The organism is Paenibacillus sp. HJGM_3 (assembly GCF_045062745.1).
In the GTDB taxonomy this organism is placed as follows: domain Bacteria; phylum Bacillota; class Bacilli; order Paenibacillales; family NBRC-103111; genus Paenibacillus_AA.
In genome coordinates, this window is the sequence record NZ_JBJGED010000002.1 from 179,669 (window position 1) to 192,172 (window position 12,504).

Sequence of the window (12,504 nt, forward strand, 5' to 3'; positions counted from 1 at the left end):
TCTATGCCCCCTCCTTTTCACTCATCGAATCGTTTCCTCTACTTCCAAACCTAACGCAGTACTTTCCAGCAAAGGCACTTGCTTGTGCGCGGCCAGATCCATCAGACGCTGCCCGTCCTTGAAGCCGATCCCGCTGATGATGCACACGACGCTGCGGTCGGGCATCCCCCCGCTCTCGCGGCATTCCCGGATCAGTCCGGCGAGCGAAGCGGCGGCGGCAGGCTCGGCCAGGATCCCTTCCTCCTCCGCCAGGAGACGCTGAGCGTCCCAGATGGCCGAGTCCTCGACCGCTACGGCAGAGCCGTCGCCACGGGCCATGATGGACAATGCCAGGGCCCCGTCAGGCGGGTTCGGGACCTGCAGCCCCGAGATGGACGACGTCGATCGCCCCGGAACAGGCAAGCGTACACCGGCCTCATAGGCCTGCACGATGTTCGAGCAGCCGGCCGACTGGACAGCCACCATCTGAGGTTGGGCCGGGATCTCGCCGCGCTCGCGCAGCTCATGAAAACCTTTCCAAATGCCGCAATACAAACCCGCTCCGCCTACCGGCGCATAGACGTGAGTCGCTGGGGCAGGCAGCTGCTCGGCCAGCTCGAAGGCAATCGTCTTCACCCCTTCCATCGCGTACGGATTATATTGAATTGCCGTGACGGTCACTTCCCAATCGTGAGCGGCACCGGCTTCCAGCACGCTCCGGAATACCCGGTCTCCGACGTCCGGATCCGTCCCGAAGCCGATCACCTTGCGCACCATGGCGTTGTAGGCCAACACTTGGGCGAGCTTGGCCTCGGCCATATGCTCCAGGACGAATAGATGGTACGGCATCCTGGCAACGGCCGCATAGGCGGCGAACGCGGCTCCGGCGTTGCCGGATGTCGTCCCGATGCAGGCCGGCCGCCGGTTCGCCATCGCCCAGGAGACGCCGATCGCGGCGATCCGGTCCTTATACGAGCCCGTCGGATTGACGCTCTCCAGCTTGAAATAAAGCTCGCCGATGTTCAGCCGCTTCGCCAGATTGCGGCTCTTCACCAGCGGGGTCCCCCCTTCGCCCAAAAAGAGCTTGCATGCATCCGGCACGGGAGGGAGCAGCTTGCCGTACTTCCACATCCCGGGCTGAGACGCGTCCTTCCACGCCTTCGGAGCATCGGGGTACCGAAGCAGCAGGCTGCCCCCGCAATCCGGGCAAGCATAGGGCATCGAATCTGCCGCTCGAAGCATGACGCGTCCGCATACACTGCATTGTGCATCCATAGCTATCTTTTCCTCTCAAAATGTATATTATGGTCTGACCAAAAAAGGAGAAAGGCTACTCCCCGATCTCCTTAGGCGGTATGAAGCGCTTCAGCGGCTCCAGATGCGTACGCATCTCGCTCTGCGCCCGGCCCAAGTCCTTATCTCGAATATATTGCACGATCCGCGTATGCTCCCCGCAGCTGACGATCCGGTCTTCGGTGTTGTCAAAATGCTGTTCCCGGATTTTGGTGAAAAAACTGGTCAAAATTTCGCTCAGCTCATAGAACGTCTCGTTGCCTGTCGCCTTGAATAGTGCCCGGTGAAACTGGAGGTCCTGCTCGATCGGCATCTCTCCGCGGCGGACCACCGCCTCCATCTCTCCGTTCCAATATTCCATCTGCCCGATAAATCTCGTATCGTAATGCTCGATCGCCATCTCCACCGCACCCAACTCCAATACTCGCCGCGTGGCGAACAGCTCCCGCATCTTCTCGGCGTCCTGCTTCCAGCGAAACGTAACCTGGTCGAGGACCGGCTTGAGTGACAAGCTGTCCACGTAGATGCCATCGCCCGTCTTGATGCGGATCATGCCTACCATCTCGAGCGACTTGAGCGCTTCGCGAACGACAGTACGGCTCACTCCCAGGCTCTCGATCAGCTGCTTCTCGGAAGGAAGCTTATCGCCGGCCTTCAAGTCGTGATCCAGGATGTAGCCCTTGATGCGCTCGCTGACGATCTGCGAGAGGTTCACCTTTTCCGGAATGATCATCGTACTCCTCCTTTCCTGCCATTCGTGGTTAGACCATCATATACATTACTATAGTAGAATTTGAGCTTACCGGCAACCCTTTATTGACATTCTGTGTCGGCTGCACTACCATTTTGTATGGTCAGACCAATTGCACCGGCAAGAAAAAGGAGTCTATCCCATGAAACCGATCGAAAAATCCGAACGATATACGCTTAGCAAGCTGCTGGTCGAGCAGTTGAAGCAATACATTGTGAACAACAACATTCAACCCGGCGAGAAGCTGCCTGCCGAGCGCAAGCTGTCGATCGACATGAAGGTAAGCCGCGCTATTCTGCGCGAAGCGCTCCGCTCTCTCGAGAGCTCCGGCATATTGGAGCTCCGGCACGGGGAAGGCGCGTTCGTCACCGCACAGAGCCTCACCCCGCTTCTGGAGCAGCTTTCCTTCGCCGCGAAGCGCAGCGCTGAGAACGTGCAGGAGCTGCTCGAAATCCGCTATATGCTGGAGGCCGCCGCGATCGATGAGCTGTTCGTGCGCTATGGGGCCGTCCCGGCCGATACGCTGGCGCAAGTTGAAGAGCTGGCCGCCGATCCCGACGCCGACACGGAGTTCCATCTCGCGATCATTCGTGCGCTTGGCAACGATTCGCTCGCTCAGCTCGCCGAGCTGTTCGTCCTGCAGGCAGTGGACTCCATCGGCTCCGAGACGGGCAGCGGCATGCTCCCTCCAGTACAAGCCCATCAAGGGTATTTAGATGCTCTCAAGCAGGCAAATCCTCAGCAGGCCAAATCGATCCTCCGCGAGCATCTGGGGTTGAGAGCCGGCCATGGGAGTCATGCGAACGAGTAAGCCCGTCCATCGGTTATCGCCCTCGCTTGCTGCCGCCACGACCGCGCGGTCCGCGTTCTTGTCGCTGGGCGTGCGACGTACCGCCGTGTCTAGAACGGCCAGTTCCGCCCGAACGGGACATTTCCTTCCCTGAAGATGCGCTTTTGCCGTGCCCCTGACGTGAGCCGGCATGCGCCGCCGGTTTACGTCCCCCACGCTCGTCCCGGTCGATAGACCGTCTTTCTTCCCGCCCGCCGTTCGGGCGACGCCCATCTCCCAGTTCCGGCTTGAGCCGTGTCCCTGATCTGCGTGCATCGCGCTCGCCGACGCGCCCCACATTCGCTCGCTCCGTCCCACGCCCGCTCCGCCTGTCACCACCGGTCTCAGCAACGGGACGGCTGCTTCGCACTTCCGGCCCCGCCCACTTCCGACGCGGGAGCCGCATCCCGATCTCGCCCTCGATATCGGTCAGGAATCCGAGATCGCGCGGAGCGACGAACGTGAACGCCGCCCCGGATTGACCGGCCCGTCCGGTCCGTCCAATTCGGTGGATGTAGCTCTCCGCATCGTGCGGGATATCGTAGTTGAAGACGTGCGTGACGCCTTCGACATCCAGCCCCCGCGCGGCCACGTCCGTCGCGACAAGGACGCGCAGCCGGGCTTCGCGGAACCGCTGCATCACTTCCTCGCGCTTCGCCTGCGTCAAGTCTCCGTGCAGCTCGTCCGCCTCGAACCCCTGCGCCTGCAGCGCCGCGTTCAGCTTCTTCGCGCGGATCTTCGTCCGGCAGAACACGACCGCGAGATACGGGCGCAGCTGCTCCAGCATCCCGGCCAGCGTCGCCTGCTTCGCCCGGTCCGTCGTCTCGATCGCGACCTGCTCGATCTCCTCCAACGTCACCCGCCGGCCCTCGATGCGGATATCCAGCGGCTGCCGCATATACCGTCGGGCCAGCTGCCGGACATGGTCCGGCATCGTCGCGGAGAAGAGCATCGTCTGCCTGCCCTCCGGCGTTTGTTCCAGAATGCCCTCCACCTCTGGCAGGAAACCCAGATGCAGCATCTGATCCGCCTCGTCCAGGACGAGCATGCTCAGCCGGTCCAGCCGGATCGTCTCGCGGCGCAAGTGGTCGAGCAGCCGGCCCGGCGTGCCGATGACGACGTGCGGAGCTTCCTGCAGCTTGTGAATTTGGGCAATGACGTCCTGTCCGCCATAGGCGGCCAAGACGGTTGCTCCGGCAGCGGCCTGCAGCTTGCGCGCTTCCTCCGTGATCTGCAGCGCCAGCTCCCGCGTAGGGGTTACTATTAGCGCTTGGACGTACCGTTCTTCCGGGCGGATCGCTTGCAGAATCGGCAGCACGAAGGCCAACGTCTTCCCCGTGCCCGTCTGAGCCTGTACAATGACGTCCTGCCCTTCCAGTATGGCAGGGATGGCTCGTTCCTGAACCGGCGTAGGTTGAACGACTCCGTCCGCTTTCAACAATTCCGTCAGCAAGGGGGTGATCCCAAGCTCTTGAAATGAGCATTTCATAAAATAAGCTCCTCATCCTATTGGCGTTAGCGCTAGTCCGATAGTTCAGTGTACCCTAATTCGCTCTCTCGGTACAAGCAATAGCGCTGAAGCCGGAATGAGTTATAGGCATCCAGGAAATAATATGGGGCGCATATAACTTTTTCCAATCCGGGGAGGGTATCGCGATGCTGCGCTGGTTGTTTCGTTCTAAATACGCACCTCCCAAGCCATCGTCCCCTCCATTGGCAGTAAGAGGCCATCGTTCCGCTTCCGGCCCGGCGAGCGGAAGCGCGCTCGATCAGATCCGTTTTGCGCTGCGCAACAGCTCCGATGTCGCCTACCAATCCTTCCTCATCCAGCATACGATTCCTTGCACGCTGGTCTATATCCAATCGATTGTCGATCTCTCAGTCCTTCAGGGACAAATCATAGAGAAGCTCATCGGGCATGAATCGAGCAAAACCGCCGAGGAACTGTTCGGTGCGATCCGGTCCGGGGCTTGTCTGACCGTACACTCTTCATTTACGACGGACCTGGAGCAGGTCCTCACGGACATTGTGGAAGGGAAAGCCGCCCTCATTATCGGGGGGTTGGACACCGTCATCACGCTGAATGTAGCCAAATATACGCATCGTCCGGTCTCGGAAGCTCAAAATGAAATGGTCATCGTCGGCCCTCAGGAGGCGTTCATCGAGAATCTCGATACGAATTTATCGCTCCTGCGGCACCGGGTGAAGCATCCGAATTTGAAAAACATTCTGCTCACCGTCGGGACTTATACGAAAACCCGGGTCATCGTCACATACATCGAAGGGCTGTGCGATCCTGATACGCTGCGCGATATCGTGAGCAAAATCAGCCAAATCAAGCGGGACAGCATCCTGGGCAGCAGCTACATCTCCGAGCATATCGACCCCAGTCCCTATTCACCCTTCCCGCTCATACAATTCACGGAGCGGCCCGATTCCATGGCTGCTTCTTTGCTCGAAGGCCGCATCGGGATCCTGGTGGACGGGACACCGCAGTCGCTGCTCGTGCCGGTGACGTTCTTCAGCCTGATGCAATCGCCGGAAGATTACTTTCAGAGCTTCCTGGCGGCTACGTGGATTCGATGGATTCGGTATTTTTTCCTGATCGTCTCGTTTCTCATGCCCTCGATGTACGTAGCGATCACAACGTTCCATCCCGAGATGATCCCGCCGGCACTGCTCATCTCGATCGCCGCCGCGCGGGAGAACATCCCCTTCCCCGCATTGGCGGAAGTCATCGCGATGGAGCTTACATTCGAGGGCCTGCGAGAAGCAGGCATCCGGATTCCTAGACCGCTCGGGCAGACGGTTTCGATTCTGGGCGCGATCGTGATCGGCCAATCCGCGGTCCAAGCCGGCATCGTCTCGGCGCCAACAGTGATCATCGTCTCCATCACGGGGATCGCCTCCTTCATTATCCCGCATTTCGAGCTGGGGCTGGCGTTCCGGCTGCTTCGTTTTCCGCTCATTTTGATTGGGGGAACGCTTGGGTTTTACGGGATTATTGTCGGACTGTTCCTGATTTATTGGCATTTGGTCACCTTGAATTCGTTCGGCGTTCCCTATATGAAACCGCTCGCGCCGCTTGTGCTGAGAGACTGGAAGGATATATTTCTACGCGTGCCCTGGACGAAGATGAAAAACCGTCCGGAGATGTACGGGACCGGCAACGATTCGCGGGAAGGGACCGGACATGAGTAAGCGGATCGCGTCCTGCATCTTGCTCTTCTTGCTGCCCCTCACGCTAAGCGGATGCTGGTCCAAGTTCGAAATCAATGACCGTACTTTCATCTCCGGCGTCTTCGTCGATCTGGCCGACGATTCGTCGACGGTCGAGCTGTCGATCCTGACCATTCTGCCGAACCGGATTAGTTCCTCGGCGTCCGGCGGCGTATCCACTTCGGGTACGATCCCCTACGGAGTCGTCACGAAAACCGGGAGAACGCTTTCGGAAGCTTTCATGAGCATCCAGACCGATTTGACCCGTCGCATCAGCTGGGGGCAAACCCGGGTTCTCGTCGTAGGGCGCGATTATGCGGAGAAAGGGATGAAGGAGCTGCTGGAATGGACCTCGAGGCAACCGTCTTTTCCGCTCAAAGCGCATCTGTATGTCGCTCCGCGAAAAGCGAAGGAGCTGACGACGCTGACTCCGGTGTATGAACAGTCGCCTTCGGAAGTGCTGAGCGAATTTGCCAATTTGCACACATCGGTCGAAACCGACATGAAACAATTCCTGCAGGGCGATAATTCCAAGCTGGGTAACGCGGTGCCCCTGCTCATGATGAGCGAAATTCCGATGGTGAGCGAGAAAGGGAGATTAAGTCCTTGGGCGGGAAAGAACGGCGCGGCGCTGTTTCAGCAGGAAAAAATGGTCGGCACCCTGGATAATGAGGCCGCCTATCTAGTGGCCTGGGTACAGCAAACGCCACGTTATCTTATTTATTCCATCCCCTTGGATGGCGGATATTGCAGCGTGATGCTTGAAGAGTTAAAATCGAAGATTCGCCCGCATGTGGACGGAGATCGCATTCGTTTTACACTATCCCTCACGGGTGAAGGGAAGGTTCTCGGGTCGGACACCCTGTTGGACATCACGAATTCCGACACTTTGCATAAAGCGGAAGCGGATCTCAATTCCAAGCTCAAGAAGGAGCTGCAAGATTTGCTGCGCAAAACGCAAAAAGTGCAGGCCGACATTTTTCAGCTCGGTTCTCTCGTCGAATGGTGGTATCCCCGGACATGGGAGCAGCTTCGGGAGAACTGGTCATCGGAGTATCGCGAGCAAGTGAGCTTCGACGTGAACGTAGCAGTCACTATTCAGCATCTCAATGCCGAAGGCAAGCCCTATTGGATGATCGATTAAATCCGCGTATATCAGCAGCTTAAGAAAAGGAGGCGGTTCGGTGGTTTATATTCTCGGCGCGTTTCTATTGTTCGGTTGGGTGGAGCTGCGCTTGCTGAAATCCAAGTCCCACCGCGTCATCTTCATCGTCTGCTGGCTCTTCTTCCTCGCGTATGAGCTGCTGTTCGAGTCGATGGATTCCATGATGCCTTTCCCTTATCTCGGAATTCAGGCTACCTTGGGGTGGCTCAACCAGATGTTCTCGTTCAAATCTTGACCCCTACCAGAGGAGGCCATTCCCGTGAAGCTCACCCAGATGCAGCTGTTTCGATTTTGGTTCGTCTATCTGATTACCGCGCCGCTAGCATTCCTGCTCGGGCCCTTGTACGACATCGGCGAATTCGAAGGCTGGATGGCGCTCATCCTCAGCAGCGGGCTCAGCCTGCTCTGCGTATACGGCGCGGTCCGGGCCGCCCGGCTGAAGCCTGACCAGGATTGGGCTTCCTGGGGCTCGCGTGTCATGGGCCGTGGCGTTCACTCCGTCATTCTCTTCATCGTGAGCGCCGCCTGCGTTCTGCTCATTTCGTTGAACTTAACCAACTACATCGATTTGTTCGGATCCGTCTACTTGCCTGGCACGCCGGATCTCCTGATCGGGGGCTTGTTCATGTTCTGCACTTACATGGCGGCCCGGTCGGGACTGAAGACGATCGTATACTTAACCGAGGGGTTCTTTCTAACCGCCGTCGTGGCGGCACTGCTTATTCTGCCGTTCTTGTCCGGCCAACTGAACTACAGGATGAACATCGCGCTCGTCACCCATTGGGATATGACCCAGTTGTGGAAATCGGTTCTGTTCTGCTTCACTTGGTTCGGCGAAATGTCGTTGGTGTTCCTTATGCTGCCGCAGTTCAAGCTGGAGAAGCCGATGAAATATCTGGCCTACGCGAATATCGGAGCCTGCTTCCTCGTGCTGCTGTACTGGTATGTGACGATTCTGCTGTTCGGGCCCCACTTCGGCAGTCATTTGCGTTTTCCCCTCATGGAGACGATCCGGTTCATCGTCGTGAGCCAGCTGGTGGAAAATTTGGACCCGGTACTGCTCTCGATCTGGACGACTTCTTTTCTTGTGAAATCCGCTCTGCTGCTGCACATCTCCTCCCGGCTCACGGCCCGGTTGTTCGGCGTCGACAATTACCGTCCTTTCACGTTCATGCTCGGGTCGCTTGGGGTGGTGTTCGCGATCCGTTTCGTTCACTTTCCCGGCGAGTTCGGGCAATTCGTGAATTCGCCCGCGTTCGTGGGCTCTATCTTCCTGGTGGAATGCATTCCGCTGCTCTATTGGTTCATCGGGCATTTACGCAGAAAAAATTTGACTTAATGAGTCGCGTGGGGAGGGCAGGCAGATGGGTTCCGACCACAAAGGCGGACGCTGTCGCTTCTCCACTCCACCTGCCTGCCCTCTTTGGCCTGCTGTTTAGCGGGTCCATTACGAATTACCTAACACATGCTCCTTGAAATAATTGCCCCAGTGGGGCCGAGTACCGTCTTCGTCGACGAAGTCGTATTCCTCCGACAGCCCCCAGGTGCTGAGCGACTGCCCCGATTTTTCCGACACATTCGGATCCGCCGCCAGGGCGGCCACCGCTCGGCCGACATAGAGCGGCGTCTCCGACGCAATGAAATGCGGATCTTGCTTCGCCGCGTCCCTCCAATTGCTTTTCGTCACGCCGAAATGATCCAGCATCGCCTCGGAGCGGAGGAAGCCGGGCGTGAGCGCGAGCGCGGTCACATTATGCGGTTTCAGATCCGCCGCCATCGCTTCGGCCAAATGAACATTCGAAATTTTAACCAAGCTATAATACAGGTTGCCTCGGTAGTTGTAGCCGGTCCCGTCGGTGATCTCGATGATCAAGCCTCGCCTCCGGGCGATCATAAGCGGGGCGCCGTAATAGCTTGTGATCATGTGGGTATGCACGGCCCGCTGCTGCATGAGCAGCCCGTTCGCGAGCGAGTGCTCCCAGAACGGCTTGCCCCACTCGGACAGCGCATCGCCGCCCCATATATCATTGACGAGAATATCGAGCTGCCCTCCCTGCTCCCGCATCACCCGCTCGAACAGCGCCTGCACCTCGGCTTCAACCGTATGATCGACCCGCACCGCGATGCCTTGGCCGCCGATACTCGTCACGAGCTCCGCCGTCTCCTCGATCGTCTCCGTGCGTCCTTCGGTCGCCGGATTGCCGCGAACACTCCGGCCTGTTACGTAGACGGTCGCACCCGCTTCACCTAGCATCGTGGCAATCCCCCGTCCTGCTCCCCGCGTCGCGCCTGCGACGACCGCGACTTTCCCCGTCAAGCTTCCCATGAAAACGACCTCCATCTTAGATTCGCTCGATTGGCTTACTTCCTCAGATTAACCCATCAATATGACAGCTATTGTCATGTATTCGTGGTACACTTAGAATAGTTATCGATGGAACGGAGGACAGACGACTTATGCGTGCGGATCGATTGTTATCCCTCTTGATGCTGCTGGAAGTGCATCGCAAATTAACCGCCCAGGAGCTGGCCCGGCGGCTGGAAGTGTCCGAGCGCACCATTCACCGCGACATGGAGGCGCTCAGCGCATCCGGTGTTCCGGTCTACGCCGAGCGCGGCACCGGCGGAGGGTGGGCGCTGCAGGACGATTATCATGTGAAGCTGAACGGCCTGAACCAGGCGGAGATTCGCAGCCTGTTCCTGAACAGCCCCTCCGCCCTGCTGGCCGATCTCGGCCTCGAGGAGTCGTCCGAAGCCGCTTACCGGAAGCTGTCCGCCGCACTCTCGCCGGCTTCCCGGCAAGATGCTGCCTATGCGAGGCAGAGGCTCCACGTCGATGGAGCCGGCTGGCAGAGCCGGACCGAAGAGGTGCCTTACTTGCCGCTCGTGCAGTCCGCCGTCTGGGAAGAGCGCCAGCTCGCCTTCACGTACGCCACCTATGCCGCGGAAACAGATAACTCCGAATCGCCGGCGCTGCCGGAACGGGTCGTCCATCCTCTCGGACTCGTGGCCAAGGGGCGAACTTGGTACATGACCGCCGCGACGCAAGAAGGCGCGATCCGCACATATCGTGTCTCCCGCATCCGATCGGCCGCCTTGCTGGACGAACCGGTCGTGCGGCCGGACGGGTTCGACCTGGCGGCCTTCTGGGAGCAGGCCAAGCAGGAGCTGAAGGTGAAGCTGCCCCACTATGTAACCAAGCTGTTAATGGATCCCCGCACCTTGCGCAAGCTGAACAGCGCCTCCTATGTGAAAGTGATGTCGGTCGGAGCCCCGTTGCCGGAGCGTTCTGGCAGGCCGGGATGGCTACCCGCCGAGGCCGACTTCGAGACGCTCGACAATGCCGTGGAGGTCATCCTAAGTCTCGGCGCCAGCCTGCTCGTGCTGGAACCCGAGGAGCTTCGCTCGGAGGTGGCGCGGCAGGCGGCGGCGCTGGCGGAGCTATACGCCAGCGCCGCAGCGGACGACTACAGCCCTGGCGGGGATTAGGTCCATTCGACAACAGGCGGCACAATCTCCGCTTCCCTGCCGCCAAAGGGCGTTCCGCCTCGTTCATTTTGACGGTTCTTAGCGATTCGTGCGCTTGCCTGGGAAATGATGATTCCGTTTATTTCCCGCACGCGCCTCGAACCACAATTGCTTCAACTCCGCGAATCGTTTTCTTTTGTTATGTATAGCTTCCAGCTCTTCGTCTGTCTCCATTGTGGGCATGCATATGTAATACTCGTCTTGCTCCTTAATGAACAGCTGCATGGATTGCCGCTGCACATACATCCGGATCGGCCAAGGTCCCTCCTCGATCGCCCGCGTGAACCATTGCCTCCTCACCGCCCATGAAAGCGTATACGTACGCCCCAGAAAGCGGATGCCGTCGGCGTTCACAATCCCATCCCCGGCTTCCTTGTATAACTCCCAATCTTCTTGCGAATCCAAGTTCTTCTCCCCTTCTTCGACACGCGGTCTGATGCCATCTTACCAGCTGGCGGAGGAAGCGCAAGAGGGAATAATTGGGCGCGGACAAGCATACAATGGGACATGTCTACGGGTCGGGAGATGATTGTCTTGCTCATGTTGCAGAAGGTGGCGACCATCGCATTGGGCAGCATGCTGCTCGCGATCGGCGTTAACTTCTTTCTTGTACCGTATCAGGTGTTGGACGGCGGCATTCTGGGAATTGCGCTCATCCTCAGCTATATAACGAATTTGAACGTGGGCTTGGCGAGCGTTCTGTGCAGCATTCCGATCTTCGCTCTGTCCTGGTTCCGCCACCGCAAGCTATTCTTCAGCAGTCTGCAGGGGCTGCTCATCTCGTCGATCCTGATCGACGCGATCCAGCCGTTCCAATACCACTTCGTGTTCCTGTTCGAGCTGTCTGCGCCCGTCAGCTCCGTCATCGGCGGCCTGCTTCTCGGGAGTGGGTTCGGCATCTTGCTACGCTACAACCTAAGCACCGGCGGGACGGATCTGATCGCGCATTTCGTCTCCACGCGAATCAAGCGGATCAATGTGGGAATCGTGCTGTTCGCCATGGATGCGATCATCATTTCGATCGGCGGCATTTTGTTTTCCGTGGAAACGTTTTTGCTCTCGGCGATGACGATCTCCGCGGGCGGTCTCGCCACCGGGCTCTGTACATGGAGGCCCGCCAGCAAGTGGAGAACATAAAACGCTCGGCGGTTTATTCTTTCCGGTGGAATATTAAAGAAAAAATAGCGCCGCTGCCATCTTTCGGCAGGACGCTATTCATGGGTAGGCGCGGAATGAATCAGTCGGCCTTCGGCTTGCGCTTCAGCATGCCCTTGTAGATCCCGGGCACCGAATTCTCGATGGGGATCGCTCCCACCGTCTTGCTGTAATACTCCACTGGACCGGCTCCTCCGATAATCGCGTACCCGTAACCGAGCTCGCGCAGGCCGTGCATCGAGGCGACGAGCAGCCCGGTGCCGACCCCTTTGCCTCTCGCGCTGGTATCCACGCCCGTTGGGCCGAAATAGTTCTTAGCCGTCGATTCGTAGCAGGCAAATCCGATCAGTTCGCCATTCTCGATGGCGATGAAGCAGGAGGCAGGCTGATTCGCGAATGCTACCTCCGTCTCGCTCGCCCATGCGTCATTAAAGTGCTCGCGCACCCACTCGACGACGACATGCTTCTCGGGAGCGATCGGACGGCGAATGACGATCCCCGCTTCGGCCAGTTTCTCAACAACCGGGGCCAGAGGGGGCAATTCATACAGCTTCACGAGCATATCCGGCATAATGGCTACAACTC

At 58.5% G+C, this 12,504-nt stretch carries 13 protein-coding genes; 7 read left to right on the top strand and 6 right to left on the bottom strand.

Going from position 1 to position 12,504, the window contains the following annotated elements; translation table 11 throughout:
• Positions 1–21: 21 nt before the first annotated feature.
• Together ACI5FR_RS03105 and ACI5FR_RS03110 are read right to left on the bottom strand one after the other, a co-directional pair.
• Complete coding sequence (locus ACI5FR_RS03105; RefSeq protein WP_405450150.1) at positions 22–1,254, bottom strand: threonine synthase; 1,233 nt, start codon at positions 1,252–1,254, stop codon at positions 22–24.
• Between the two features lie 55 nt (positions 1,255–1,309).
• Entirely contained in the window at positions 1,310–2,005 is a 696-nt protein-coding gene (locus tag ACI5FR_RS03110) for a FadR/GntR family transcriptional regulator (RefSeq protein WP_405450153.1), read from the bottom strand.
• A 160-nt stretch (positions 2,006–2,165) separates the two neighbouring features.
• On the opposite strand from ACI5FR_RS03110, the gene ACI5FR_RS03115 reads away from it, so the two are divergent.
• The gene (locus tag ACI5FR_RS03115; RefSeq protein WP_405450156.1) at positions 2,166–2,834 is read left to right on the top strand and encodes a FadR/GntR family transcriptional regulator; all 669 of its coding nucleotides are present in this window, start codon (positions 2,166–2,168) and stop codon (positions 2,832–2,834) included.
• Positions 2,835–2,847: 13 nt separating this feature from the next.
• Here ACI5FR_RS03115 and ACI5FR_RS03120 read toward each other — a convergent pair whose 3' ends face one another.
• Entirely contained in the window at positions 2,848–4,341 is a 1,494-nt protein-coding gene (locus ACI5FR_RS03120) for a DEAD/DEAH box helicase (RefSeq protein ID WP_405450159.1), read from the bottom strand.
• 167 nt (positions 4,342–4,508) lie between these two features.
• On the opposite strand from ACI5FR_RS03120, the gene ACI5FR_RS03125 reads away from it, so the two are divergent.
• From ACI5FR_RS03125 to ACI5FR_RS03140, 4 genes are read left to right on the top strand one after another with little or no spacing between them, the layout of a single operon-like run.
• Positions 4,509–6,053: a spore germination protein gene (locus tag ACI5FR_RS03125; protein ID WP_405450162.1), complete on the top strand. Its 1,545-nt coding sequence runs from the start codon at positions 4,509–4,511 to the stop codon at positions 6,051–6,053.
• Entirely contained in the window at positions 6,046–7,215 is a 1,170-nt protein-coding gene (locus ACI5FR_RS03130; protein WP_405450164.1) for a Ger(x)C family spore germination protein, read from the top strand. The genes ACI5FR_RS03125 and ACI5FR_RS03130 overlap by 8 nt, the downstream gene beginning before the upstream one ends.
• Positions 7,216–7,255: 40 nt before the next feature.
• A complete protein-coding gene (locus tag ACI5FR_RS03135) occupies positions 7,256–7,471 on the top strand; it encodes a hypothetical protein (RefSeq protein ID WP_405450167.1) in 216 nt (71 codons plus the stop codon).
• A 24-nt stretch (positions 7,472–7,495) separates the two neighbouring features.
• A complete protein-coding gene (locus ACI5FR_RS03140) occupies positions 7,496–8,575 on the top strand; it encodes a GerAB/ArcD/ProY family transporter (RefSeq protein WP_405450169.1) in 1,080 nt (359 codons plus the stop codon).
• 108 nt (positions 8,576–8,683) lie between these two features.
• Here ACI5FR_RS03140 and ACI5FR_RS03145 read toward each other — a convergent pair whose 3' ends face one another.
• The gene (locus tag ACI5FR_RS03145) at positions 8,684–9,562 is read right to left on the bottom strand and encodes an SDR family oxidoreductase (protein WP_405450172.1); all 879 of its coding nucleotides are present in this window, start codon (positions 9,560–9,562) and stop codon (positions 8,684–8,686) included.
• A gap of 131 nt (positions 9,563–9,693) precedes the next feature.
• Here ACI5FR_RS03145 and ACI5FR_RS03150 point away from each other — a divergent pair, with 131 nt between their 5' ends.
• On the top strand, positions 9,694–10,725 hold the full coding sequence (locus tag ACI5FR_RS03150; protein ID WP_405450175.1) for a helix-turn-helix transcriptional regulator: 1,032 nt from the start codon (positions 9,694–9,696) through the stop codon (positions 10,723–10,725).
• A 78-nt stretch (positions 10,726–10,803) separates the two neighbouring features.
• Here the strand turns inward: ACI5FR_RS03150 and ACI5FR_RS03155 are convergent, their stop codons facing one another.
• Positions 10,804–11,169, bottom strand: coding sequence for a hypothetical protein (locus tag ACI5FR_RS03155; protein ID WP_405450178.1), 366 nt, complete (start codon positions 11,167–11,169; stop codon positions 10,804–10,806).
• A 135-nt stretch (positions 11,170–11,304) separates the two neighbouring features.
• Between ACI5FR_RS03155 and ACI5FR_RS03160 the strand changes: the two genes are divergently transcribed.
• Positions 11,305–11,901 (top strand): YitT family protein, encoded by a 597-nt coding sequence (locus ACI5FR_RS03160; RefSeq protein WP_405450685.1) that lies wholly within the window; start codon positions 11,305–11,307, stop codon positions 11,899–11,901.
• A gap of 100 nt (positions 11,902–12,001) precedes the next feature.
• Here ACI5FR_RS03160 and ACI5FR_RS03165 read toward each other — a convergent pair whose 3' ends face one another.
• Positions 12,002–12,490, bottom strand: coding sequence for a GNAT family N-acetyltransferase (locus ACI5FR_RS03165; protein ID WP_405450179.1), 489 nt, complete (start codon positions 12,488–12,490; stop codon positions 12,002–12,004).
• Positions 12,491–12,504: the final 14 nt, after the last annotated feature.